The sequence below is a fragment of the Serratia sp. SA088 genome, assembly GCF_049065515.1.
Classification (GTDB): Bacteria; Pseudomonadota; Gammaproteobacteria; order Enterobacterales; family Enterobacteriaceae; genus Serratia; species Serratia nematodiphila.
In genome coordinates this window covers 281318-306956 of the sequence record NZ_JBAKGW010000005.1, presented here as the reverse complement: position 1 = coordinate 306956, position 25639 = coordinate 281318, and the positions used below count along the sequence as shown (strand labels likewise).

Here is a 25639-nt window from a genome sequence, read left to right as displayed (position 1 = left end):
GGTATATCAATGACTTCGCTTTATCTGGCCTCCGGCTCCCCACGTCGACGTGAACTGCTGACCCTGCTGGGCGTGTCGTTCGACATTCTGCTGACGCATACCGAAGAGCAGCGCCGGGAAGGCGAAGCCGCAGAAGCCTATGTGCGCCGCCTGGCGCAGGACAAGGCCAAGGCGGGCGTGGCGCTGGCGCAGGAAGATCGGCCGGTGCTGGGCGCCGACACCATCGTGGTGCTCAACGGCCGGGTGCTGGAGAAGCCGCGCGACGAAGCCCATGCGGCGGACATGCTGGCGGCCCTGTCCGGCAAGCAGCATCAGGTGATGACGGCAGTGGCGATCGCCGATCGCCACGACGTGCGTTGCCAGCTGGTGGTGACTGACGTGACGTTCCGCAGCCTGTCACAACAGGATATCCGCGACTATATTGCTACGGGCGAACCGATGGATAAGGCGGGCGCCTATGGAATTCAAGGAAAGGGTGGTTGTTTCGTCAGAACGATAACCGGGAGTTATCACGCAGTGGTCGGTCTGCCGCTGGTCGAAACACATGAGCTGCTCAGTAATTTTGTCGCATTACGTGATGTAAGAACCGGTTGATGGGCGCTGCCATTATCGACCGGCTCTGAGGAGAAGGCATGACAGCTGAGCTACTGGTTAATATCACACCGTCTGAAACGCGGGTCGCCTATATCGATGGCGGCATTCTGCAAGAGATCCATATCGAACGCGAATCCAAACGCGGCATCGTCGGCAATATCTATAAAGGGCGCGTCAGCCGCGTCCTGCCGGGCATGCAGGCGGCGTTCGTCGACATCGGCCTCGATAAGGCCGCCTTCCTGCACGCCTCTGACATCATGCCGCATACCGAATGCGTCGCCGGCGACGAGCGGAAAAACTTCCACGTGCGCGACATCGCCGAGCTGGTGCGCCAGGGGCAAGACCTGATGGTGCAGGTGGTGAAAGATCCGCTTGGCACCAAGGGCGCGCGTTTGACCACCGATATCACGCTGCCTTCGCGTTATCTGGTCTTCATGCCGGGTGCGGCGCACGTCGGCGTGTCGCAGCGCATCGACAGCGAAGCCGAGCGCGAGCGCCTGAAGGCGATCGTGGCGCCGCACTGCGACGAGCTGGGCGGCTTTATCATCCGCACCGCGGCGGAAGGCATCGGCGAGGAAGAGCTGGCGCAGGACGCCGCATTCCTCAAACGGCTGTGGACCAAGGTGATGGAGCGCAAGAAGCGCAACCAGACCAAATACAAGCTGTACGGCGAGCTGGCGTTGGCGCAGCGCATCTTGCGCGATTTCGCCGGCGCGGCGCTGGATCGCATCCGCGTCGATTCGCGGTTGACGCACGATCTGCTGGTGGAGTTCACCGGCGAGTACATCCCGGACATCACCAACAAGCTCGAGCTCTATACCGGCAGCCAGCCGATTTTCGATCTGTACGATGTGGAAAACGAGATCCAGCGTGCGCTGGAGCGCAAGGTGGAGCTGAAGTCCGGCGGCTATCTGATCATCGATCAGACCGAGGCGATGACCACGGTCGACATCAACACCGGCGCCTTCGTCGGCCATCGCAACCTCGATGAAACCATCTTCAATACCAACATCGAGGCGACGCAGGCCATCGCCCGCCAGCTGCGGCTGCGCAATCTGGGCGGCATCATCATCATCGACTTTATCGATATGAACAACGAAGAGCATCGCCGTCGGGTGCTGCACTCGCTGGAGCAGGCGTTGAGTAAAGATCGGGTAAAAACCACGATCAACGGCTTCTCTCAGCTAGGCTTAGTTGAAATGACGCGTAAACGAACGCGTGAAAGCATTGAACATGTGCTCTGTCACGATTGTCCTACTTGCAATGGGCGCGGCACCGTAAAAACGGTGGAAACCGTGTGCTACGAGATCCTGCGCGAGATTGTGCGCGTGCATCACGCTTACGATTCCGATCGCTTCCTGGTGTACGCTTCGGCGGCGGTCGGCGAAGCGCTGAAGAGCGAAGAGTCGCATGCGCTGGCCGAAGTGGAGATTTTCGTCGGCAAACAGGTGAAGGTGCAGATCGAACCGTTGTACAGCCAGGAGCAGTTCGACGTCGTCATGATGTAGCCCGCCCGACATCGATAGGGGCCCGGCACGCCGGGCCCGTCAGTGCATAGATATTCCCGTTGCCAGGCAGCGGAGCAAGGAGAACTGCGTGAGGCGACTGCCTGGGATTCTGTTAGCAACAGGCGCCACCCTAATCGTGATTGTGGCGCTGCTGATCAGCGGGCTGCGCCTGATGCTGCCGAAGCTGAACGACTACCGTCCCCAACTGCTGGCGCAGGTGGAGAAGCTGTCCGGCGTGCCCGTGCAGATGGATTTCCTACAGGGCAGTTGGGAAACCTTCGGCCCGCAGCTTGAAGTGCGTAACTTGAGCGTTACGCTGCCCAAAAGCGATGTGCATATCGAGCGCGTGACGCTGGCGCTGGATGTGTGGCAGTCGCTGTTGCACTGGCGCTGGCAGTTCCGCGATCTGACCTTCTATCAATTCCGGCTTGATTTGAACGCCACGCTGGGCGGCGATCGGCAGGGCGATGGCCTTGAACCCGGTAAAATCAGCGATCTGATGCTGCGCCAGCTCGACCATTTCGATCTGCGCGACAGTCGTATTTCATTCCTGACGCCCGCCGGCGCGCGCGCCGAATTCGACATTCCCCAGCTGACCTGGCTCAACGGCCGCGATCGCCACCGCGCCGAGGGGCAGATCAGCCTGTCGACGCTGAACGGTCAACACGGTGTGGTGCAGCTGCGCATGGACCTGCGTGACAATCAAGGCCTGCTGGACACCGGCACGGTCTATCTGCAGGCCGATAACATCGACATGAAACCCTGGTTTACCCGCTGGCTGCGCGCCAACACCGGGCTGGAAAGCGCCGACTTCAGCCTGGCTGCCTGGCTGCAGGTGCAGAACGGCGAGATCGCCGGCGGCCATGCGTTGCTCAAGCAGGGAGCGGCCAACTGGAATACCGGCGCCGCGCAGCACCGGCTGGACGTGGACAATCTGGCGCTGTCGCTGCGCCGCCAGGGCACAGGGTGGCAGCTCGACGTGCCGCAGCTGCGGTTGAGCACCGACGGCCAGGCCTGGCCGCAGGGCGCACTTTCCGCCCTGTGGCTGCCGGAAAACACCGAATTCATGGGGCCGGCGCAGAATGAAGAGCTGCGGGTGCGCGCGACCAACCTTCAGCTGGAGCGCCTGTCGGCGCTGCTGCCGACCTTCTCGTTCCTCAGCCCGGACGTGCTCGAGCGCTGGAACGATCTGCAGCCGCAGGGGCAATTGGAAGCGCTGGCGCTGGACATTCCGCTCAAGCAGCCGGAAAAGAGCCGTTTCCAGGCGCTGTGGCGCGATGTCAGCTGGCAGCGTTGGGAACTGCTGCCCGGCGTCAACCACTTCTCCGGGGCGTTGAGCGGCGGGGTGGAGAACGGCCGCCTGACGCTGGGGCTCACCGACAGCACCCTGCCTTACGGCGACATGTTCCGCGCCCCGCTTGAAATCAGCAGCGCGCGCGGCGCGCTGACCTGGCGTTACAACGATCAGGGCTGGGAGCTGGCGAGTCAGGGGCTGGACGTCAAGGCGAAGTCGCTGTGGGTCAACGGTGATTTCCGTTATCAGCAGCCGGCCAAGGGCGATCCGTGGCTGAACATCCTGGCGGGCATCCGCCTGTATGACGGCGCCGACGCCTGGCGCTATTTCCCGGAGCCGTTAATGGGCAAGCATCTGGTGGACTACCTGAGCGGCGCCATTCAGGGCGGCCAGGTGGATAACGCTACGCTGATTTATTCCGGCGATCCGCAGCACTTCCCGTATCGTAAAAACGAAGGGCAGTTTGAAGTCTTCGTACCGTTACGTCACGCCACCTTCCAGTTCCAACCGGGCTGGCCGGCGCTGACCGATTTGGCGATCGATCTCGATTTCGCCAACGAGGGATTGTGGATGCATGCGCCGCAAACCCGATTGGGTAAGGTGGCGGGTAAAAATATCAGCGCGGTGATCCCGGATTACCTGAAAGAGCGGCTGCTGATCGACGCCGAAGTCGCGGGGGCGGGCAGCGACGTGCATGACTACTTCATGCAGACGCCGTTGCACGATTCGCTCGGGGCGGCGCTGGAGCAGCTGCAGATTGGCGGTGATGTCAGTGGGCGCTTACATCTTGATATTCCCCTGGACGGCGAGCAGGTCAGAGCCACCGGCGAAGTGGCGCTGAACAACAATTCGTTGCTGATAAAGCCGCTGGACAGCGAACTGCAAAAGCTCAGCGGCAAATTCCGCTTCGACAACGGCAACCTGCAGAGCGACCCCTTGTCGGCCAACTGGTTCGGGCAGCCGGTGGCGGTCAACTTTTCCACGCAGGAAGGCGATCGCGATTACAAGATCAATGTCGGCCTGAAGGGCGACTGGCAGCCGGGCAAGTTCCCCGGCCTGCCGACAGAGGCTGCCGCTGCGCTCAGTGGCAGCGCGCCCTGGCAGAGTCAGGTGGCCATCACGTTGCCGCATCAGGGCTCGGCCAGCTACGATATCGGCCTGGACGCAGATCTGAAGAAAGTGAGCAGTCACTTACCCTCACCGCTGGACAAGGCGCCGGGCGAGGCGTTGCCGGTGAACGTCAAGGTTAAAGGTGGTCTGAACGGTTTCATGTTGACCGGCAGCGCGGGCAAGCAGAACCGCTTCAACAGCGAATGGAACTTCGATAAAAAACAGGTGAATCTGGCGCGCGCCGCCTGGCAAACCAACGGTGGCGGCACCCCGCCGCTGCCGGCCGGCAAATCGATGACGCTGAACCTGCCGGCGCTGGACGGCGAGCAGTGGCTGGCGCTGCTGGCGCCGGCGCTGAAACAGGGCGGCGGCAGCGGTCAGGTGGGCGGTTTCAGCTTCCCTACCACCGTGGCGCTGACTACGCCGCAGCTGCTGTTGGGCGGCCAGGCCTGGCATAAGCTGACGCTGTCGGCCGAAAAACAGCTTGGCGGTACCCTGGTGAGCGCCAAGAGCGACGAAGTGGACGGCAGCCTGCGGGTGGCCGATCGCGGGCCGTGGCGCGCCGATATCAACTACCTGTATTACAACCCACAGTTCGCCGAGACGAAAAACGCGGCGGGTGCGCCGTCGCCGTCGACCGAGAAAGTTTCCTTCCGCGACTGGCCTTCGCTGATGCTGCGCTGCAAGTCGTGCTGGGTGCTGGGGCAGAACCTCGGCAAGGTCGAGGCGGATCTGACTAATCGGGGGGATACCCTGACGCTGGATCACGGCCTGGTCGATACCGGTAAAGGGCGTATGAGCGCCACCGGCCTGTGGAAACAAAATGCGCAGGAAGAGCGCAGCTCGCTGAAAGGCAAGCTGCTCGGCGGCAAGATCGACGAAACTGCCGCCTTCTTCGGCATCACTATCCCGCTGAAGGGGGCGCCTTACGACGTGGACTTCGATCTGTACTGGCACGGCGCGCCGTGGCAGCCGCAGGTCAATACGTTAAGCGGCGCGCTGCAGGTCAAGATGGGCAAGGGCGAGATCGACAGCATGGGCGGCGGCCGCGCCGGCCAGCTGCTGCGGCTGGTCAGCTTCGACGCCCTGCTGCGCAAGCTGCAGTTCGATTTCAGCGATACCTTCGGCAAAGGTTTCTACTTTGATTCCATCCGCAGCACCGCCTGGCTGAAAGATGGCATAATGCATACTGATAATCTATTGATCGACGGCCTGGCGGCGGACATCGCCATGAGCGGCCAGATCGATCTGGCGCGCCGCCGCATCGATATGGAGGCGGTGGTGGCGCCGGCGATTTCGGCGACCGTCGGCGTGGCCACGGCGTTTGTCGTCAACCCGATCGTCGGCGCGGCGGTATTTGCCGCCTCGCAGGTGCTGGGGCCGCTGTGGAGCAAGATTTCGCTGATTCGCTACCATATCGGCGGCGATCTCGACCAGCCGAAGATCAATGAGGTACTTCGTAAGGCAAAGGAGGATAAGGCGTCATGAGGAATGCTAACGTTGCGTTGTTGCAGTTGTGCAGTGGCGATCAGGTGCGCGATAACCTGGCCCAGATTGAACAGCAGATCAAGCAGCTCAATGCCGGGGTAAAACTGGTCATGACGCCGGAGAACGCGCTGCTGTTCGCCAACTCCGCGGCCTACCGCCAACAGGCGGAAAAACAGGGCGATGGCCCGCTGCAGAACGCGGTGCGCGAGCTGGCGCGCCGCTATGGGGTGTGGTTGCTGGTGGGCTCGATGCCCTTGATCAGCCGCGAAAACCCGGAACTTATCACCACCAGCAGCCTGTTGTTCGACGAGCAGGGCGAAATCCGCGCCCGCTATGACAAACTGCACATGTTCGATGTGGATATCAACGATGCGCACGGCCACTACCGCGAGTCGGATACCTACCAGCACGGGCAGCACCTGACGGTGGTGGATACGCCGGTCGGGCGTTTGGGCATGACCATATGCTACGATCTGCGCTTCCCCGCGCTGTTCCAGGCGCTGCGGGCGCAGGGCGCCGAACTGATTTCGGTGCCGGCGGCGTTTACCCGGGTCACCGGCGAGGCGCATTGGGAAATCCTGCTGCGCGCCCGGGCGATCGAAAACCAGTGCATGATCCTGGCGCCGGCGCAGGTGGGGCGCCACGGACCGACTCGTCGCACCTGGGGCCACACGCTGGCTGTTGACGGCTGGGGCAAGGTGCTGGCCGAGAACGCGGACGCCGTGGCGGCGCTGAAGGTGCGCGTGGACACCGCAAGCCTGAAAAATATTCGTGCGCAGATGCCGGTGCTGCAGCACAACCGATTCCAGACGTCGCTGACGGCGCCGTCTGACAAGCTATCCTCCAATCAAGAGTGAAACCATTATGAGCCTGACGTTTGTCAGTGAGCAGTTACTCGCTACCAACAAGCTGAGTCATCAAGACCTGTACAGGGTACTGGGTCAACTGGCAGAACGCCGTATCGACTACGCCGATCTCTATTTCCAGTCCAGCTATCACGAAGCCTGGGTGATCGAGGACGGCATCATCAAGGATGGCTCTTACAATATCGACCAGGGCGTCGGCGTGCGCGCCGTCAGCGGTGAGAAGACCGGCTTCGCCTATGCCGATCAGATCACCCTGAATGCGCTGCAGCAGAGCGCCCAGGCGGCGCGCAGCATCGTGCGCGAGCAGGGCGACGGGCGGGCGCATACCCTGGGCGAAATCGGTTACCGGGCGCTGTATCCGCTGCTCGATCCGCTGCAAAGCCTGCCGCGCGAAGAGAAAATCGCCCTGTTGCACCGCGTCGACAAGGTAGCGCGCGCCGCCGATGCGCGGGTGCAGGAAGTGAACGCCAGCATCACCGGCGTTTACGAGCAGGTGTTGGTGGCCGCCACCGACGGTACGCTGGCGGCGGACGTTCGCCCGCTGGTGCGCTTCTCCGTCAGCGTGCTGGTGGAGCAGGACGGCAAGCGTGAGCGCGGCTCCAGCGGCGGCGGCGGCCGTTTCGGTTACGATTACTTCCTGGAAACCGTCGACGGCGACGTGCGCGCCGACGCTTACGCCAAAGAAGCGGTGCGCATGGCGCTGGTCAATCTTGGCGCGGTGGCGGCGCCGGCCGGCAATATGCCGGTCGTGCTGGGCGCCGGCTGGCCGGGCGTGCTGCTGCACGAAGCGGTGGGCCACGGCCTGGAAGGCGACTTCAACCGGCGCGGCACCTCGGTGTTCAGCGGCCATATGGGCGAGCTGGTGGCGTCCGAACTGTGCACCGTGGTGGACGACGGCACCCTGCAAGGGCGCCGCGGCTCGCTGGCGATCGACGACGAAGGCGTGCCGGGCCAGTACAACGTGCTGATTGAAAACGGCGTATTGAGAGGCTACATGCAGGACAAGCTCAACGCGCGGCTGATGGGCGTCGCCCCGACCGGCAACGGCCGCCGCGAGTCCTACGCGCATCTGCCGATGCCGCGCATGACCAACACCTACATGCTGGCGGGCCAATCGACGCCGGAAGAGATCATCGCCAGCGTCGAGTACGGTCTGTACGCGCCGAACTTTGGCGGCGGTCAGGTGGACATCACCTCCGGCAAGTTCGTGTTCTCCACCACCGAAGCCTACCTGATCGAAAAGGGCCGCATCACCAAACCGGTGAAAGGGGCGACGCTGATCGGCTCCGGCATCGAGGCGATGCAGCAGATCTCGATGGTCGGCAACGATCTGGCGCTCGATAAAGGCGTGGGCGTGTGCGGCAAGGAAGGCCAGAGCGTGCCGGTAGGCGTTGGCCAACCGACGCTGAAACTGGATACGTTGACCGTCGGCGGCACGGCGTAATCTTTCTTCAAGGGGCCATGCGTTGGCCCCTCAACCATTCTCCATTTCGCGGCCTTTCTCGCATTCGTAACGCTAAGCGCGGCAGGACGCCGTAGCCTGCACGACATAATGGAATGAAATTGACGTGGCGAAAAAACAGAGCACGACAAGAATGACGCGCCTGGCATTATCCGCTCGGCGTTGGCTGCTGGTGCTGGGCGTTCTGTCCCTGACGGGCTGCGCCCGTTCCGATGCGCTGTGGGGCGTGGTCGATAAACTCTGCATGGCCAACTATCAGCAAAAACGCAATCCGGCCCCGTGCGAGCAGATTTATATGCCGCAGGGGAAAGCGCAGGGCTTTAGCGTGCTGCAGAACCCGCGTTACCCTTATCACTTTATCCTGGTGCCGACGGCGCCGCTCTCCGGCATTGAAAGCCCGCAGCTGCTGGTTGGAGAACGGACGGACTATTTTGGCTATGCGTGGCTGATGCGTTACCGGCTGGCCGCCGAGTATGGCGGGCCGGTGCCGGATGATATGTTGGGCATGGCAATCAACTCCGCTTACGGCCGCAGTCAGAACCAATTGCATATTCACCTGACCTGCCTGCGCGAAGATGTGCGGCGTCAATTGCAGGCGGAGCGCCCCTACATACAGGAACAATGGCGGCCTTTGCCGGATAAGCTGTTGCGCCACACCTACTATGCCCGCCGCGTGATGCAGCCAGCCGTGATGGGCATCTACCCGATTAAGGATTTGGCGGATTATTTCCATTTGTCGCCGTCGCAGCTGGCGGAATATGGCGTGGCCGTCGTCCCGACCACGTTTGCCGGCCGGCAAGCGTTTATCTTGCTGGCCTCGAAGCGCGGCTGGGACGTCGGCAATCGCGCGTCGGTAGAGTCGCTGCTGGATAAAGAGTGCGCGATATTGCCGCGTTGATTTTGCTACATAAATGACGCATGTGAGAGCGACGAGGCATCGCTCTCACCTTGTTGCCCTACCTAAACCGCGCATCCTGCGCAAACAGGAAAGCGGCTTCCCGCAGGCGAGCGTCGGCTTCCGCCTGGGCTCCCTGATAGCGCAAGATCATGATCAGCGTGGCATAAACGTTGGCGTCGATGCGGCGTTCCAGATAGTCATTGGCCCACTGCCGATAGCTGGTCAACAGGGCATCATCACGCGTTTGGTTATAGACCAGCAGCGCGTGAGATTGCTCGTCGAACGTTTTGCGTTCCTGGTAGATCCAGGCGGCCGGCGGCGGCATCTGCTCGATGCTGTCGATGGTGGTCAGCAGGGTGCGCTCCGATTGGGTGAGCGCCATGCGCCCTTGCCAGGCGAAGAACGCCATCACCAACACGCCGACCATTGTCATCGCCACCGGCAGACTCAGGGCTTTGGCGAACGGCTGCGGGCGGGGCTCGCCGGTTTGGCCGTCCAGCAGCGCCAGCAGCAGCAGAAACGCCAGCCAATGCGGCGCAGACAGATAGAAAGGATATTCCAGTTGGGTGTGTATCAACATTGGCAGCAGCACCAGAAACAGCCCGACGCGCACACCGGCCGGCGCTTCGCGATCCCGTTGCCAGGCGCGTTTCAGCAGCCGTGCGCCGGCGACGATGACGATAGCGATACCTGCCAGCGCCGGCAGGCCGCCCTCAACCCACCACAGCAGGATTTCATTGTGCGGATGCCCGGCGACTTCCAGCACTTCTCGCCAGGGCATTGTCTGCAGACGGAAGTGCGCGAAGCTGTATTCAAAGCCGCCGTAACCCCAGCCCAGCAGCGGTTTGGCGAAAATCATGGCGACGGTGTCTTGCAGCATGGTCAGGCGCGTGCCGTTGGAGGGAGAGCGATCGAGAAAGCCCGTTTGTTCGCCCAGACCGAAACCGGTGAGCTGTATCGTCACACCCAGCGTCAGCCCCAGCGCCAGGGCGCAGCAGGCAAGGCGGGCGGTACGCGGTCGCCGACGGCAGAGCCGCCACAACAGCAGCGAGGCCGCTACGGCGCCTCCCAGCCAGCCGGCGCGGGACTGAACCAACACCAGCACGGTGACGAAGGCGGTCAACAGCGTGAACAGCAGCACCTGCCGTTGGCGCTCGCTGCGCGCGGACGAAAAAGCGGGTAAAAACAGCGCCCACTGCGCCAACGCCAGTCCGGTGGCGATGAAGCTGCCCAAGACATTCGGCTGCTGGAATACGGCGTAGACCCTTCCTCCGTCTGGTGCAACCCAGGCCCAACCGGGAGCGAACAGTTGCAGCGCCGCCAGCAACGCCTGAATGCTGACGGCAAACAGCAGACCGTACAACAGCAGCTCGCGCTGCCGGGCGTTGAGGCGCAGCTGCAGGCAGGCGACATAGAACAGCCAGCCGCCGAGCAGACCGGCGCAACGCCACAGGGCGTCTTCGCGCCATTCGGGGCGGGTATACAACAGCGGCAGCGCCAGCACGGCGATGCCGAGCAGCAACAGGCGTGCGGTGGGGGTCAGCGAAAGACGGGTACGGCCAAGGCAAATGGTGAACGTCACTATCAGCGTGGTGAGTGCCATGACAGCCCAGGCCAGAATGTTTTGCGGCAGCGCCAGACCGTCGCCGCCCATGTTGGGGTAATAAACCGGCAGGATCGCCGCCATCCAGATCAGCAGCAGGGGCAGCACGGCGATGGTCGCTGCGTTAGCGGGAGATTTATCGGCCATGGTTAACCTGCCATGGCCTGATAGCGTTTATGAAATGCATGTTTTGATTATTCCCTATCCTTTATCCTGATGTTGAAATGCGTGTAATGTTCAATTCGAAATGTCTCACGGGAAATTTAAATCGTCTTTATGGTGAAGCGATAAATAATGTTTGCCCTGAGAATGCGCGAGGCTGTATGCCTAAAGAAAGGTTAAGCCGTATTTTTCACCCGCAAAAGGCATTTTTGTTGTTTGCAAAAACAGATGCGCTATTTTCTCAAATCTATTGTGATTCAGTCAATTTTTAATCGAATTTTATTTTTGTTTATTAAAATCAGTTGATTGAGTGTTATTTTTGCGTGTATGAATATCGTGGGGTATCTCGGCGATGGCCTATGTCGGCAGTCAATGTGAAGAATAAAATAGGTGTCTTCTTGTTTAATTTGTTTCGTCAGCGGCGGTGTGGCGGCGGAGGTTTATTTCATCATTTTTCATTGCTGATTTTTAAATTAAAAGTGATTTTCATATTTGTATTTTTATTGAGATTCTTCTTGTCTTTATCTGTTTTTTTTGGTTTTTATAAAATTATTTATGGTTAGGATTGTTCTGCTGCATTGGAAATAAAAGAGGTTATGGCTTGAGCCTCCCGTTGCCGCGGCAGAATACGGACTAACGCGCCTGCCCAAGCGCGTTAATCTCGTCTCTTGTGCGCTTACTCCACGTCGCCGATCCGCTCCAGCGCATCCACCACCAGATCCCAGAATTTATCCTGATCCAGTTTGACCGCTACCTGGGTGTGGCAATCCGGCGGCGGCGGCGCGCGGAAGTCCGCGACCGTCATGCCTAAGGTGAGGGTGCCGGTCAGTTCTATATTTACCGGCGCTTTGCGCACCGTCATGACGCTCGGGTCGATCACATAGGCCACCGCGCAAGGATCGTGCACCGGCGGGGCGCTGAAGCCTTGCGCCTGTTGGTACATACGGCCAAAGAATGCCAGCAGCTCGTTGACGAAGGCGGCCGGCCGGGTGCCGAGGGCGGCGATGCGTTCGCAGACTGCCGGCGTGGCCAGCGCCTGGTGGGTGAGATCCAGCCCGACCATGGTCAGCGGCCATTTTTCGTTGAACACGATGTGCGCCGCCTCGGGATCGATTTTGATATTGAACTCCGCCACCGCGCTCCAGTTGCCCACATGATAGCCGCCGCCCATCAGCACCACTTCCTTGACCCGTTCGGCAATGCGCGGCTCTTTACGCACCGCCATGGCGATATTGGTCAGGCCGCCGGTCGGCACCAGCGTCACGCTGCCCGGTGGGTGGGCCATCACGGTCTCGATGATCAGGTCTACCGCGTGGCGTGAGTCCAACTGCAGGTGGGGTTCCGGCAGCACCGGGCCATCGAGGCCTGAGTCGCCGTGAATGTCGGGCGCCACTTCGATATTGCGCACCAGCGGACGCGGGCAGCCGGCGGCGAAGGGGACGCCGGTGATATTGGCGATACGGGCCACCGCCAGGGCGTTGCGCGTCACTTTGTCCAGCGTCTGGTTACCCACCACGGTGGTGACCGCCAGCAGGTCGATCTGCGGATTGCCCCAGGCCAGCAACAGAGCGATGGCGTCGTCATGCCCCGGGTCACAGTCCAGTATGATTTTTTTCATGGTTATTCCTGATGCAGGGAGAGGTTTCCGCAGCATAACGCAGCGCGACGGCGTGGGATAATGCCGATGGTGCTTTTGTTAACGGCATCAAAGCCTTGCCACTTTTACGATGTAATGAAACGTAAATCCTGCTCGCCGGGCTTTACCCTGGAGTTTACTCCAGGGTTTACAGTGAGGTTCAGCGTCAATGCACAGAGGAGAGGCGGGATGAGCTTACTGAAACGGTTGTTGGGGCAAGGCGGTCATCAGCGCGCGGGCCACGGCGGCGGGCATCATGGCAACCGCTATAACCAGCATGGCGAGCCGGGGCCGCAGTGCCCGGAATGCCGGGCAGTGAATAAATCGGGCGCCCGTTATTGCCACCGCTGCGGTCAGCCGTTTGCCGCGCTAAGCGCCACCTGCGGCCAGTGCGCCGCGCCGTTGCCGCCGGGCAGCCGCTTTTGTCCGCAGTGCGGCGGCGGTGTGCCGTGAACCGGGGCGGTTGGACACTCGCGCTGCTGCTGGGCGCCATGGCGCTGTGGACGTTGCTGGCCTGGGGCGTATCCGGCCTGCTGACCTGGCTGCCGGCGTTGGCGGAGGCAGCCGGGAAGGCATCGTTGCCGGTGAACGGTGCGCTGAGCCTGGTGCCGCAGGCGGCGCTGGACGCCTGGCTGCCATGGCTGAAACAGCTGGGCAGCGGGCTGGCGAGCTATTTTCCTGTGCTGCTGACCTGGGCGGGCTACGCCGTCTGGCTGCTGTGGGGCTTCGGCATGGTGGCGCTGACGCTGCTGGCCGCGCTGGCGCGCCGCTATTTGAGCGCCACTCAGCGATAGCCCTGATAGACCGCCGCTACGCGTTCGAAATAGTCGGTTAAATAGTTGATGCACACCTGCACCTTCAGCGGCAGTTTGTCTTTCTCGGTATAGAGCGCGTAGATCGGCCGTGGATCCGAATGGTAGCTTTTGAACAGGATCTCGATCTCGCCGCGTTTGATCTCTTCGATCACCCACATCAGCGGGGCGTAGGCGATGCCGGCGCCATTTTTCAGCCAACGGATCATGGTGGAGGAGTCGTTGGTGACGAAGCGCCCCTGCGGGGAAATGCGCGTGGTGATGCCTTCCGGCGACATCAGTTCGAATTCGCTGTCGGGCCGCACGCTGTACTCCAGCCAGGAAAAGTTGACCATGTCGCTCGGCTTCTGCGGCGTACCGTGCTGGATCAGGTAGCTTTTGGCGGCGCACACCACCATCGGCATCTGCCCCAGGCGGCGGGAGAACAGGCTGGAGTCCTGCAGCGCCCCGGTGCGGATCACCAGATCCAGTCCGTCGGTGATCAGATCCGGCGCCGGTATGCCGGTCACCAGGTTGACCGTCAGGCCCGGATACTCTTTCATCATCTCGGCGGTCATGTTCGCCAGCACGTTTTGCGCCATGGTGGACGAGCTGCCGATGCGCAGCGTGCCGGCGGGCGTATTGTTAAACGCGTACAGCTGCTCATGCACTTCGCTGACTTCCTGCAGCATGCGTCGGCAGCCCTGATAGTAAATCTTGCCGGCCTCGGTCAGGCCGATGCTGCGCGTGCTGCGGTTCAACAGCTTGACCTGCAGTTCATTTTCCAGTTTCGAGACGGTCTGACTGATCGATGAAACGCTCATGTCGAGTTGGCGTGCGGCCGCGGTAAACGACCCGAACTCAACCACTTTGGCGAATACCGACATCCGTTTTAATCTTTCCATTATTCACTCTGGCTTAAAAGTGATTTAGATCACAGATTGTTGATGCCTTGATAGTAAGCAGGCTAATATAACGTGGTCGGGTGAATAGACCTTACCAACGTGCGAGAGCGATCGGCAACGCAATCCTGCCGCTCCTCCGGCACCCTCGCAATCCCTGTCGTGGATGTCTGCCCCCAAGTTTAACCTTTTTTCGGGTTCGTGACCTGGACAAGCTGTCCGGTCAAGATTTGTGGCGCGCGCACGCTAAAATGTAAAGAGAATGTGAATGGCGAGATGTGTCTTTCCCCGGCGTAGTGAACAATAAGGAAAAAGTGATGAGTTTGCTTCCGGTTATGGTCATCTTCGGGCTGTCGTTTCCGCCGGTGTTTTTCGAGCTGCTGGTGTCGCTGGCGCTGTTTTTTCTCTTGCGCCGCCTGCTGCAGCCGACGGGGATTTACGATTTTGTCTGGCATCCGGCGCTGTTTAACACCGCGCTGTATTGCTGCTTGTTTTATCTGATTTCATGTCTTTTTGTTTGAGGTCGCTGTGAAAAATTTTTCGATAAAAATAACCCGAATCGCGATCACTTTGATTCTTGTGCTGTTGGGCATCGCCGCGATATTCAAGGCATGGGTGTTCTACACCGAGTCGCCGTGGACGCGTGATGCCAAGTTTACCGCCGATGTGGTGGCGATCGCCCCGGACGTCAGCGGCCTGCTGACCGACGTGCCGGTGGTGGATAACCAACTGGTGAAGAAAGGCCAGGTGCTGTTCGTGGTCGATCGGCCGCGTTATGAGCAGGCGCTGGCGGAAGCCGGCGCCGACGTCGCCTACTATCAGACGCTGGCGGCGGAAAAACGGCGCGAGGCCGGCCGCCGCGTGAAGCTGGGCGTGCAGGCGATGTCGCAGGAAGAGATTGACCAGTCGAACAACTCACTGCAGACCGTGCAGCACCAGTTGGCGAAGGCCATTGCGGCGCGCGAGCTGGCGCAGCTGGATCTGGAGCGCACCACGGTGCGGGCGCCGGCCGATGGCTGGATCACCAACCTCAACGTCCATGCCGGCGAATACATCACCCGCGGCTCGGTGGCGGTGGCGCTGGTGAAGAAAGATTCCTTCTACATCCTGGCGTACCTGGAAGAAACCAAGCTGAATGGCCTGAATAAGGGCGACCGCGCGGAGATCACCCCGCTCGGCAGCAACCGCATCATGCACGGCACCGTCGACAGCGTGGCGGCGGCGGTGAACAACAGCAGCAGCACGGTGAACAACAAAGGGTTGGCCTCGATCGACAGCAACCTGGAGTGGGTGCGCCTGGCGCAGCGCGTGCCGGTGAAGATCCTGCTGGACGCCAAGGATCAACAGCATCCGTACCCGGCCGGCACCACCGCCACCGTGGTGATCGTCGGCAAGAACGATCGCAATGCCGACAGCGGCTCGCCTTTTGTGCGCCTGATGCACCGGCTGCGTGAGTTCGGCTAATGAGCAGCCCAACCTTTATCCGGCTGAGATTCGCCTTCAAACTCAGCTTCGCGATTGTGTTTGCGCTGTTCGTCGGCTTCCATCTCAATCTGGAAACCCCGCGCTGGTCGGCGATGACCGCCGCCATCGTCGCCGCCGGCCCGGCCTTTGCCGCCGGCGGCGAACCCTTCTCCGGCGCCATCCGCCACCGCGGCTGGCTGCGCATTATCGGCACCTTTATCGGTTGCTTCGTCGGCCTGATCATTATCATCACCACCGCCCGTGCGCCGGTGGTGATGCTGTTGCTGTGCTGCATCTGGGCCGGTTTCTGCACCTGGCTCTCTTCGCTTATCAAGGTGGAGAACTCCTATGCCTGGGGGCTGGCCGGGTATACCGCGCTGATCATCATCGTGACGGTCGCCACCAGCGAGTCTCATCTGCTGGAAGCGCCGCAGTTCGCCATCGAGCGTTGCAGCGAGATCGTGCTGGGGATCGTCAGCGCCGTGTTGGCGGATCTGCTGTTCTCGCCGCGTTCGATCAAACAGGACATCGATCGGGCGGTGGATCAACTGCTGGTGGCGCAATACCGCCTGATGCAGATGTGCATCAGCAATGCCGACAAAGAGGATATCGACCGCGCCTGGAGCAATCTGGTGAAGAGCACCACGGCGCTGGACGGCATGCGCAACAACCTGATGATGGAGTCCTCGCGCTGGCAGAAGGTCAACCGCCGGGTAAAAGCGCTGCATACGCTGTCGCTGACGCTGATCACCCAGGCCTGCGAAACCTATCTGATCTTGTTGAATCACCCGGACGCGCTGAAAGACAGCCTGCGTGAGCAGCTGATGGTCCCGGCGGAAACCCCGCAGGAGATCCACAAGCGCATGAAGCTGCTGCGCCAGGTGTTGACCACCCATCGTTCCGAGGAAACGCTGCCGACCCTCACCGGCTGGGTCGGCGCGGCGACGCGCTACCTGCTGCTGTCGAAAGGCGTGCACGCCAACTGCAGTATCAGCGCGGTGGAAGAGGGGGTGTTGAGCAACGAAACCGTGGTCAAGCCGACTTCGGCGGAAGGGCATCACGCGATGATCAACGGCCTGCGCACCTTTGTGGCGACGGCCTTCGGCAGCCTGCTGTGGCTGTGGACCGGCTGGACGTCCGGCAGCGGTTTTATGGTGATCATCGCGGTCATCACCTCGCTGGCGATGCGCACCCCGGCACCGCGCATGGTGGCGATGGATTTCGTGCTGGGCATGCTGGCGGCGATCCCGGTCGGCTCTCTGTTCTTCATGGTGATCCTGCCGGCGACGCAGCAGAGCATTTTGCTGCTGTGTCTTAGCCTCGGCCTGCTGGCGTTTTTCATCGGCATCGAGGTGCAGAAGCGGCGGCTCGGTTCGCTGGGGCTGCTGGCCGGGACCATCAACATTCTGGTGCTGAGCAACCCGATGGAGTTCAACGTGACCCAGTTTCTCGACGGGGCGCTGGGCCAGTTCCTCGGCAGCTGCGTTGGCCTGATGGTGCTGCTGTTGATCCGCGACAATTCGCGTGAACGCACCGGCCGCACGTTGCTCAACCAGTTCGTCAGCAGCGCGGTGTCGGCGCTGACCACCAAGGCGGCGCGTCGTCGGCAAAACCACCTGCCGGCGCTGTATCAGCAGCTTAACCAGCTGCTGATGATGTTCCCGAACGACATCGCCAAGTATCGTCTGGCGTTGAACCTGATCATTGCCCACCAGCGCATGCAGCGGGCGGAGATTCCGGTCAGCGAAGAGCTGTCGGCCTTCCACCGCCAGATCCGCAGCACCGCCGATCGGGTGGTCTCCGCCAAGAACGACGTCAAGCGCGCCTATTACTACGATCGCTTGCTGGGTGAAATGAACGAGTACCAGCAGAAGCTGGTGGACAATCAGGCACCGCTCAGCGTCACTGGGCCGGTGAAACGCCTGGCCGACATGCTGCATCGCTATCGTCACGCCTTGATCGATTGATGCGTTCCCTCCTGTTGCGCCGCGTTGTGCGGCGCCTTCCCTGACTATACTGAAAGCAGCGCCTGGCATGGCGAGCCGTCTCATGTGAGGCGGCCCGTTTTCAGAGAGACTCCGAGTGCCAGAACGACTGGAAAGTGGCATCATTGTCATGAGTGGATGAAACGCTTACCGCCGCGAAAACGTGACGTGCCGGTCATCTTAGTTTCATCCTGGTCGGCTATATACCTAACTAGCCTGGGGGAGCTGCGGCGCCTTCGGTGGCATAATTTCAGGGAATGTCATGAACAAGCGGATTCTGTTGGCGATTGTCATCGCCGTGGTCATCGCCGTCTTCAGCGCGCTGCGCGGCAACGAGCACCGTGCGATCGGCGGCAATGCGACGGTGGTGCAAGCGCCGGCGGGGCAACAGCAGAGCATCGATCGGCTCACGCAGCAGCAAACGGTGGTGAGCTACCTGCAGCAGCATCAGCGGCTTCCGGGCTATTACGTCACCAAGAAGCAGGCGCGCGAGCAGGGCTGGGACCCGCGTTCAGGCAACCTCTGTGCGGTATTGCCGGGCAAGGCGATTGGCGGCGATCGATTCTCTAACCGTGAAGGGCAACTGCCGAGCGCCGGCGGCCGGGTCTGGCGCGAAGCGGACATCAATTACCAGTGTGGCCGGCGCGGCGCCGATCGCCTGCTGTATTCGAGCGACGGTCTGATCTTCGTCACGCGCGACCATTACAAAAACTTCATTCGTGTGGAGTGAGTTTGATGGCAAAAGTAGAGTTTGATTTTGAACAGATCCAGGATGTGCCGACCTTCTACCGCGATTTTGCGCACAAGTTTGCGCTGGACGAGGGATTCGGCGCCAACCTCGACGCGCTGTGGGACGTAGTGACCGGCGATATCGGTCTGCCGGTGGAAATCGAGTTCACTCACCTGAATGCCCGCAGCAAGCGTCGTTTCGGCGCGATCATTCTGCTGTTTGAAGAGGCGGAAGAAGAGCTGGAAGGCAGCCTGCGCTTCAATATCCGCGAAAGCAGCGGCGAACCGGCACATCACCGGGGATGAAACGGGTTCATCCCGGGATGGCGGCGGCGCTTAGTCGGCCGCTTCGGCCAGCTCGCGCAGGTATTGGAAGATCTGGCGGTAAGCCTTAGGCGGCTTGTTGGCGGCCTTCTCTTTCTGCGCGTTGCGCACCAGTGAACGCAGCTGTTGGCGATCGGCGGCCGGGTACAGATCCAGGATCGACGGAATGACGTCATCGCCTTCTTCGACCAGACGGTCGCGCAGCGCTTCCAGCTTGTGGAATAGCGAAACCTGCTGGTTGTGGCGGTTTTTCAGCTTGTCGAGCGCGGTCTGGATCGGCTCGATATCGCGGGCGCGCAGCATTTTACCGATCAGCTGCAGCTGACGGCGACGGCCCTCTTTTTTGATCTTCTGCGCCAGTTCGATGGCGGCACGCAAATCTTCATCCAACGGAATGCGATCCAGCGCGTTTTTGCCCAGATCGACCATTTCGGCCCCCAGGTCTTTCAGCGCTTCGGCATCACGTTTAATCTCACTTTTACTGACCCAGATAATCTCGTCATCGTCCTCGTTTTCATTCTCCGGGACATCGTCGAGCCAGTCTTCAGGCTGTTTGTTCATGGTAGGCTCCGTTAAAAAGAGGCTAATCCTAACAGGTTGCCGGCTTTATGCGAAATTCAACGCGGTTCCTGTTAGACTCAACGGCAGAGATCTCAGGATTTTTGCGCGCCGCTCCGCGTGCACAACTACGCCGCTCCGGCACTTTTCTCAACGATTTTCTGATTAATTATGGCAGATTGATGAAAGTAGTCACTCAAGTTGCAGAACAGCGCAAGGCGCTGGAACAGGCCGTTTCTCAGGCGCTGGAGCTGGCCCGCGCCGGTTCCGACGCGGCGGAAGTCGCGGTCACCAAATCGACCGGCATCAGCGTCAGCACCCGCTTCGGCGAAGTGGAAAACGTCGAGTTCAACAGCGATGGCGCGCTGGGCATTACCGTGTATCACCGCCAGCGCAAAGGCAGCGCCTCTTCCACCGATCTCAGCCCGGACGCCATCGCTCGCACCGTACAGGCGGCGCTGGACATCGCGCGCTATACCTCTGAGGATCCCTGCGCCGGCCCGGCGGAGAAAGATCTGCTGGCGTTCGAGGCGCCGGATCTCGATCTGTTCCACCCGACCGAGCTGGACGCCGAGCGCGGCATCGAGCTGGCGGCGCGCGCCGAGCAGGCTTCGCTGGCGGCGGACAAACGCATTACCAACACTGAAGGCGGCAGCTTCAACAGCCACTACGGCATCAAGGTGTTCGGCAACAGCCACGGCATGCTGCAAAGCTACTGTTCCAGCCGTCACTCGCTGTCCAGCTGCGTCATCGCAGAACAGGACGGCGACATGGAGCGGGATTACGCTTACACCATCGGCCGGGCGATGGGCGATCTGCACAGCCCCGAGTGGGTGGGGCAGGAGTGCGCCCGCCGCACGCTGGCGCGTCTCGCGCCGCGCAAACTGTCGACCATGAAGGCGCCGGTGCTGTTCGCCTCCGAGGTGGCCACCGGATTGTTCGGCCATCTGGTAGGCGCCATCAGCGGCAGCAGCGTTTATCGCAAATCTACTTTCCTGTTGGACTCGCTCGGCAAGCAGATCCTGCCGGCGTGGCTGACCGTCGAGGAGCATCCGCACCTGCTGAAAGGGCTGGCGTCGACGCCGTTCGACAGCGAGGGCGTGCGCACCCAGCGGCGCGATATCATCAAGGACGGCGTGCTGCAGACCTGGTTGATGACCAGCTACTCGGCGCGCAAGCTGGGCCTGCACAGCACCGGCCATGCCGGCGGCATCCATAACTGGCGCATTGCCGGGCAGGGCGCTGACTTCGCCGGCATGTTGAAACAGCTTGGCACCGGCCTGGTGGTCACCGAGTTGATGGGCCAGGGCGTCAGCGGCGTCACCGGCGATTACTCGCGCGGCGCCGCCGGTTTCTGGGTGGAAAATGGTGAGATCCAGTACCCGGTCAGCGAGATCACCATTGCCGGCAACCTGAAAGACATGCTGCGCAACATCGTCAGCGTCGGCAGCGATATCGAAACCCGCAGCAATATCCAGTGCGGTTCGGTGCTGCTGCCGGAAATGAAGATCGCCGGTCAATGATCCTCTGCGCGGCCGGTGCCCGCCGGTCGCGCGTTATCCCGTCTCAACCTTGCTTACAAATCTCCGGTTTCGGTTTTGCCCGGCCTTGCCTATGGTAACGGTGGGTTAATTAAAACAATAACTGGAAGGTGAGCAAACATGCAGAATACCCTGAAAGCGCTGGCGGCGTTGACGCTGCTGGCAGCCAGTTCGCTGGCGGTCGCTGCCGATCTGGGCGACGATATGGACACCCTGGCGGAAAACTATAAAACGGTGCTGAATACCGACTCCGCCGCTACCCTCACACAGAGCCTGCAAAACATGCGCGCCGCCGCGCAGGATGCCAAACAGGGCACTCCGCCGAAGCTGGAAGACAAAGCCGCCGACAGCCCGGAGATGAAAGATTTCCGCAGCGGGTTGGATACCCTGATCGGCCAGATCGATCAGGCGCTGGCCCTGGCCAATCAGGGCAAAGTCGCCGAAGCGAAGCAGCTGGCGCAGGGCTTCAAGCAAACCCGCGACGCCAACCACAAGAAATTCCGCTAATCCGTCAACCGTCGCGCCCGTCTTCCGTCAAATAGGAGGAGGGCGCCTGCCCGAGCACGCGGCGAAACATGGTTGAAAACGCCGCGCTGCTGTCATATCCCATTTCCATCGCCACCTGCGTTACGCTGCGTCCTTCGGCCAGCAGCGCCAACGCCAGTACCACGCAGGCGCGCTGGCGCCATTGCGAAAACGGCAGGCCGGTCTGCGCGCGAAAGAAGCGGCTGAAGGTGCGAATGCTCATGTACAGACGAGGCGCCCACCGCTGCGCGGAGTCGTGGGCGTCGGGGTGCTGCAAAAAGGCGCGGCACAGCTCGCCTAACCGAGGATCGGCGGGTAGCGGGATGTGCAACGGCAAGGGCTGCAGCCTGGCCAGCTCATGCAGCAGCAGTGTTGCCAGCGCTCCGTCGCGCCCCTCTTGTTCATACTCCAGCGGCATATCCACCGCCGCCATCAACAGCTGGCGCATCAGCGGCGTGACGCTGACCACCTGGCATACCTGCGGCCGTTCGGCGGGCAACGCGCCGGGTTCGAGGTACAGGCTGCGGGTGGTGACGCCGACCATCCTCACCGCGTGCGGCATCTGCGGCGGCAGCCATACCGCGTGCTGCGGCGGGACGACCCAATTGCCTTGCTGCGTGAAAACGTGCATGACGCCGGTGGCGCCGTACAGCAACTGCGCGCGCCGGTGGCTGTGCATCGGCAGCAGGTGTCCCGGCGGATAATCGGTGCCGATGGCGATCACCGCGCGCGTTACGTGGTCGATGTCATCAATGCGGACGTTGCGCATGTGTTCCCTTTGGCGGGCAAATTGGCCGAAACGCAATGATAGTTGGCCTTTCATATAAAGCAAGCCAGAGACGGTCGCCCTACTATCGGGGCAGAAAAATAACGCTTGTTCGGGGCGCCGTTATTTTATCGGCCATGAAACCCGTACAAGTCTTCACACCAGGGTGGGACGAAGGTTCTCGTTCTCGCAATACAAGAAGTTAATAAGGAATAAAGCGTCATTTTATTCCAACACCTGAAGCAATAGTTCTTAGCGCAGTTCAATGACTATAAGGTGATATTTCATGTATAAGTTCGGTGTGATTGGCGGCGGGGCCGCCGGCATCTCTTTTGCCTATAACTTTATAAAAAATAAGTCGGTTAATCATTGCAAAAGGCCGCTTTCCCTGACGGTTTTCGACAAGCAGGGATTTAAAGGCGGTATGGCATACAGCAGCGATTTTGACAGCCATATATTAAATATGACGCCGGAAAATATGTCGGCGGATATTTTCGACGAAGCGCACTTCGTTGATTGGATCGCCATGCATTTCCCGCAGTTTTGTCAGGATCGTTATCCGCCGCGCTGGCTGTATCGGGAATATCTCGATTTTATTCGCGACATGACGATATATATGGCGGCGGACAGTAACGTAGCGCTGAATTTCGTGACCGCCGAAGTGAATGCCATCGCGCCGCACGAAGCCGGCTACCGGCTGACCACCGCCTGCGGCGGCGCCGAGCAGATGAACGCGCTGGTGCTGTGTTCGGGGCACAACCCGCCGGAATGCCTTTACCCAGTGGATGGGGTGATCGCTTATCAGGCTCATCAGGATCTGCCGCCGATCAACCCTTATTCGAGCATCGGCGTGATCGGCTGCAGCCTGACGGCGATTGACGCCATCATTGAACTGATGGAGCGGCTGGGAGCGACCGACATCTGCGCCCTGTCGCGCTCGGGCCTGTTCCCCAGCGTGCAGCCGGCGCTGATGCGTCCGCCGCCGGAGGCGTTTGTTGAGGCGCTGCGGCGCTTTGTCGCCGGCCGCGATTTTATTGACGCGCATCAGCTGGTGCATGCGATCAACGCCGCGCTGGCGCGCCACTATCCGGGGCCGGAGCGGCTGACGGTGCTCTCGGCGCTGGGGGAAAGGCGCGATTGCTACCGCGATCTGGCGGACAGCCTCGATCGCGCGCGCTTTGCCAGGGAGCATATCTGCAGCTATCTGGCGGCGATCCACCCGGCGGTGTGCGCCGCCTGGGTCAAGATGGATGCCAACAACCGGCAGGTCTTCATGCGCTTTTACAACTCCTCCTGGATGCGCAATCGGCACGCCATGCCGATCAAGAATGCCAACAAGATCGTGGCGGCGCTGGAGAGCCAACGCCTGCGCGCCTGCGGCGGCCTGGTGGATATCAGCAAGGCAACGGACGGGTTTATCCTTCGTTGCCATGAGACGCGGGTGCGCGCGCAGTATCTGTTCAACTGCACCACGCCTTCCTATCAACTGCCGCCCAACCGCCTGAGCCAGCAGCTGCTGCAAGACGGGCTGGTGCAAGAGAACCTGTTCGGCGGCGTGAAGTGCAACCCGCATACGCTGAAAATCGCCGACCGACGCGGCCGTGAGCAGCATCTCTACTCGCTCGGCGCGCCCGCCAAGGGCGATCTTTTTTATACCTCGGCGATGGAATCCATCACGCGGGATATCAGCAAAATCGTGTTCAACAACCCTATTTTCAACGCAAAGAAGGCTGAAGTATGAAAAACGTAGCGCTCTTTGTCGGCAACGACATTTTCTCCTGGCTGGTGTGTCAGGATCTGATCGCCGCCCTGAAAGGCGAGTGTGCTTTTACGGTGTATTTCCCCCTGGCGAAAAGCGGCGGCCGCACCCAGGAGCCGGCGGTTCGCCGCCTGGGGCTGTACGAGCGCGAGGTGCTGAACGATTTTGTGTTCCCGTTCGTTGGCCGCAACGCCGCCGCCTGTGAGGGTGCCTATCAACCGCCGGCCCTGTTCCTGGCCGCCGCCGGGGTCAAAGCGCATCGCGTTCTCGACATCAATGACGCCACGTTTATCAGCAGCCTGGAGCATATGGACGCGGTGATCTCCCTGCGCTGCTATCAGAAATTCTCCGCCGACTATGTGCGCGCCTTCAGCCGACGCGGCAAGCTGCTGTGGAACCTGCACCCCGGCGACTTGCCGCGCTATCGCGGGGTGATGACGCTATTCCGCGCAATGATGAACGGTGACAAGAGCTGTGCGGTGACGCTGCATGAAATGGATGAGCACTGGGACGCCGGCCCGGTGCTCGCCCGTCTGCCCGCCGAGTTGCGTCACGATCTGTCGTTCCTGGAAAACATGATGTTGCTGGGCGTGCAAAGCGGCACCTTCCTGGCGCGCCAGCTCATGCGGGCGGAACGGCGCGAAGCGATAGCGGCGGAAAAGCAGGGTGATTCGCGCTATTGGGGCTTCCCGGACGCACAGACGCTGGCGCGGGCGGAACAGGCGGGCATTGAGCTGGTGGATCACGACGCCGTGCGCGATCAGTATCTGGGGCTGTTCGTCGGCGATCGTTTCCATCCGCTGGCGGGACAGTTCTGCGCCGGGTTCGACGACTTCGTGCGGGCGCACGGCCATGATTGAAACGTTGATTGTACTGGGTGCCGGTTTTCTGACCGGCATCACCACCATTCTGTTCGGCTTCGGCGGCGGCTTTGTGGTGGTGCCTTTTGTCTATCACCTGATCTCCGCCTCGGGCGAGCAGCCCGGCCAGGCGATGCATATTGCTGTAGCGACCTCGACAGCGGTGATGATCCTCAACGCGAGTTATGCCACCCTGACCAACTGGCGCAGCGGCAACCTGCTGCGAGAAACCATCGTACCGCTGATCTTTTTCATCGGCATCGGCGCGGCGCTGGGCGCGTTCGCCTCCTCGCTGCTGGCGGACGGCGTGATCCGCTGGCTGTTTGTGGTCTATATGGCGGTGACCATCGCCGACTGTCTGTTCCGCCGGGGCTTCCTGATCAAACCGGCGCGCGCCGAACTGTCTCCCGCCACGTTGTGGGGCGGCGGGCCGTTGATCGGCGGCATCGCCACGCTGCTGGGGGTGGGCGGCAGCGTGATGACCGTGCCGCTGCTGCGTCGCCATGGTTACGACATGAAATATTGCGTCAGCGCCGCCAACCCGCTGTCGATCCCGGTGGCGGTGATCGGGGCGCTGATGTATATCGTGTTGGGGTGGCGCGAGATGAGCGGGCCGCAGTATCTGGGTTACGTCAATCTGAACATTCTGGGGCTGCTGGTGGCGGCGGGGATTGCGGGGATCGTGTTTGCCAGGCGTTGTTTGCCGAAGGTGAGCGATGCGCTGCATGCCAAAATCTACGTGCTGCTGCTGATCGCCGTGCTGATCGCTATCTGCTTCTGAGACAGAAAGGGCGGCCGGATGCCGCCCTGAAAA

Annotated in this window: 23 protein-coding genes; 18 read left to right on the top strand and 5 right to left on the bottom strand. The window is 61.0% G+C overall.

All coding sequences use genetic code 11. The annotated features are described in order from the left end of the window. The first annotated feature begins 9 nt into the window (after positions 1 to 9). The 6 genes from ACOWVD_RS15310 (at position 10) to ACOWVD_RS15285 (ending at position 9220) form a co-directional block, all read left to right on the top strand. Entirely contained in the window at positions 10 to 594 is a 585-nt protein-coding gene (locus tag ACOWVD_RS15310) for a Maf family protein (RefSeq protein ID WP_004936921.1), read from the top strand. Between the two features lie 38 nt (positions 595 to 632). Continuing rightward, a complete protein-coding gene (gene rng / locus ACOWVD_RS15305; protein ID WP_004936922.1) occupies positions 633 to 2102 on the top strand; it encodes a ribonuclease G in 1470 nt (489 codons plus the stop codon). Between the two features lie 88 nt (positions 2103 to 2190). After that, the gene (gene yhdP / locus ACOWVD_RS15300) at positions 2191 to 5994 is read left to right on the top strand and encodes an AsmA2 domain-containing protein YhdP (RefSeq protein ID WP_421105649.1); all 3804 of its coding nucleotides are present in this window, start codon (positions 2191 to 2193) and stop codon (positions 5992 to 5994) included. Further along, positions 5991 to 6851 carry a deaminated glutathione amidase gene (gene nit1 / locus ACOWVD_RS15295; RefSeq protein WP_004936930.1) on the top strand — a complete coding sequence of 287 codons (861 nt, stop codon included), beginning with the start codon at positions 5991 to 5993 and terminating at the stop codon, positions 6849 to 6851. Before yhdP ends, nit1 begins: the two co-directional genes overlap by 4 nt. Before the next feature lie 7 nt (positions 6852 to 6858). Continuing rightward, positions 6859 to 8304, top strand: a complete 1446-nt coding sequence (gene tldD, locus ACOWVD_RS15290; RefSeq protein ID WP_342134874.1) for a metalloprotease TldD — start codon at positions 6859 to 6861, stop codon at positions 8302 to 8304. A gap of 151 nt (positions 8305 to 8455) precedes the next feature. After that, complete coding sequence (locus ACOWVD_RS15285; RefSeq protein WP_273875006.1) at positions 8456 to 9220, top strand: CDP-diacylglycerol diphosphatase; 765 nt, start codon at positions 8456 to 8458, stop codon at positions 9218 to 9220. Between the two features lie 58 nt (positions 9221 to 9278). Here the strand turns inward: ACOWVD_RS15285 and ACOWVD_RS15280 are convergent, their stop codons facing one another. Together ACOWVD_RS15280 and ACOWVD_RS15275 are read right to left on the bottom strand one after the other, a co-directional pair. After that, complete coding sequence (locus ACOWVD_RS15280) at positions 9279 to 10970, bottom strand: PglL family O-oligosaccharyltransferase (RefSeq protein ID WP_325994643.1); 1692 nt, start codon at positions 10968 to 10970, stop codon at positions 9279 to 9281. 691 nt (positions 10971 to 11661) lie between these two features. Beyond that, the gene (locus ACOWVD_RS15275; protein ID WP_197798911.1) at positions 11662 to 12603 is read right to left on the bottom strand and encodes a nucleoside hydrolase; all 942 of its coding nucleotides are present in this window, start codon (positions 12601 to 12603) and stop codon (positions 11662 to 11664) included. Positions 12604 to 12810: 207 nt separating this feature from the next. Here ACOWVD_RS15275 and ACOWVD_RS15270 point away from each other — a divergent pair, with 207 nt between their 5' ends. Together ACOWVD_RS15270 and ACOWVD_RS15265 are read left to right on the top strand one after the other, a co-directional pair. Beyond that, positions 12811 to 13074, top strand: coding sequence for a zinc ribbon domain-containing protein (locus tag ACOWVD_RS15270; protein WP_164095417.1), 264 nt, complete (start codon positions 12811 to 12813; stop codon positions 13072 to 13074). Further along, positions 13071 to 13415 carry a hypothetical protein gene (locus ACOWVD_RS15265; protein WP_306377694.1) on the top strand — a complete coding sequence of 115 codons (345 nt, stop codon included), beginning with the start codon at positions 13071 to 13073 and terminating at the stop codon, positions 13413 to 13415. Before ACOWVD_RS15270 ends, ACOWVD_RS15265 begins: the two co-directional genes overlap by 4 nt. Here ACOWVD_RS15265 and aaeR read toward each other — a convergent pair. After that, positions 13406 to 14317: an HTH-type transcriptional activator AaeR gene (gene aaeR, locus ACOWVD_RS15260; protein ID WP_015379188.1), complete on the bottom strand. Its 912-nt coding sequence runs from the start codon at positions 14315 to 14317 to the stop codon at positions 13406 to 13408. The genes ACOWVD_RS15265 and aaeR overlap by 10 nt on opposite strands. Before the next feature lie 314 nt (positions 14318 to 14631). On the opposite strand from aaeR, the gene aaeX reads away from it, so the two are divergent. From aaeX to ACOWVD_RS15235, 5 genes are all read left to right on the top strand, one after another. Further along, positions 14632 to 14835: a p-hydroxybenzoic acid efflux pump operon protein AaeX gene (aaeX, locus tag ACOWVD_RS15255; RefSeq protein WP_004936952.1), complete on the top strand. Its 204-nt coding sequence runs from the start codon at positions 14632 to 14634 to the stop codon at positions 14833 to 14835. A gap of 7 nt (positions 14836 to 14842) precedes the next feature. Continuing rightward, a complete protein-coding gene (gene aaeA, locus ACOWVD_RS15250) occupies positions 14843 to 15778 on the top strand; it encodes a p-hydroxybenzoic acid efflux pump subunit AaeA (RefSeq protein ID WP_004936954.1) in 936 nt (311 codons plus the stop codon). Next, on the top strand, positions 15778 to 17745 hold the full coding sequence (aaeB, locus tag ACOWVD_RS15245; protein WP_015379187.1) for a p-hydroxybenzoic acid efflux pump subunit AaeB: 1968 nt from the start codon (positions 15778 to 15780) through the stop codon (positions 17743 to 17745). The genes aaeA and aaeB overlap by 1 nt, the downstream gene beginning before the upstream one ends. A gap of 280 nt (positions 17746 to 18025) precedes the next feature. Beyond that, positions 18026 to 18493 (top strand): ribonuclease, encoded by a 468-nt coding sequence (locus ACOWVD_RS15240; protein ID WP_004936959.1) that lies wholly within the window; start codon positions 18026 to 18028, stop codon positions 18491 to 18493. 5 nt (positions 18494 to 18498) lie between these two features. Further along, positions 18499 to 18798 (top strand): barstar family protein, encoded by a 300-nt coding sequence (locus tag ACOWVD_RS15235; protein WP_004936963.1) that lies wholly within the window; start codon positions 18499 to 18501, stop codon positions 18796 to 18798. A 30-nt stretch (positions 18799 to 18828) separates the two neighbouring features. Here the strand turns inward: ACOWVD_RS15235 and yjgA are convergent, their stop codons facing one another. Beyond that, on the bottom strand, positions 18829 to 19377 hold the full coding sequence (yjgA, locus tag ACOWVD_RS15230; RefSeq protein WP_004936968.1) for a ribosome biogenesis factor YjgA: 549 nt from the start codon (positions 19375 to 19377) through the stop codon (positions 18829 to 18831). A gap of 179 nt (positions 19378 to 19556) precedes the next feature. Here yjgA and pmbA point away from each other — a divergent pair, with 179 nt between their 5' ends. Next, on the top strand, positions 19557 to 20897 hold the full coding sequence (pmbA, locus tag ACOWVD_RS15225) for a metalloprotease PmbA (RefSeq protein ID WP_049241453.1): 1341 nt from the start codon (positions 19557 to 19559) through the stop codon (positions 20895 to 20897). A 138-nt stretch (positions 20898 to 21035) separates the two neighbouring features. Next, a complete protein-coding gene (gene cybC, locus ACOWVD_RS15220; RefSeq protein WP_016930224.1) occupies positions 21036 to 21422 on the top strand; it encodes a cytochrome b562 in 387 nt (128 codons plus the stop codon). A 4-nt stretch (positions 21423 to 21426) separates the two neighbouring features. Here the strand turns inward: cybC and ACOWVD_RS15215 are convergent, their stop codons facing one another. Continuing rightward, entirely contained in the window at positions 21427 to 22209 is a 783-nt protein-coding gene (locus tag ACOWVD_RS15215; protein ID WP_025304388.1) for an AraC family transcriptional regulator, read from the bottom strand. Positions 22210 to 22492: 283 nt separating this feature from the next. Here ACOWVD_RS15215 and ACOWVD_RS15210 point away from each other — a divergent pair, with 283 nt between their 5' ends. From ACOWVD_RS15210 to ACOWVD_RS15200, 3 genes are read left to right on the top strand one after another with little or no spacing between them, the layout of a single operon-like run. Then, complete coding sequence (locus ACOWVD_RS15210) at positions 22493 to 23947, top strand: FAD/NAD(P)-binding protein (protein ID WP_049241455.1); 1455 nt, start codon at positions 22493 to 22495, stop codon at positions 23945 to 23947. Continuing rightward, positions 23944 to 24825, top strand: coding sequence for a formyltransferase family protein (locus ACOWVD_RS15205; RefSeq protein WP_044030374.1), 882 nt, complete (start codon positions 23944 to 23946; stop codon positions 24823 to 24825). Before ACOWVD_RS15210 ends, ACOWVD_RS15205 begins: the two co-directional genes overlap by 4 nt. Further along, on the top strand, positions 24818 to 25606 hold the full coding sequence (locus tag ACOWVD_RS15200) for a TSUP family transporter (protein ID WP_197763824.1): 789 nt from the start codon (positions 24818 to 24820) through the stop codon (positions 25604 to 25606). The genes ACOWVD_RS15205 and ACOWVD_RS15200 overlap by 8 nt, the downstream gene beginning before the upstream one ends. The last annotated feature ends 33 nt before the right edge of the window (positions 25607 to 25639 follow it).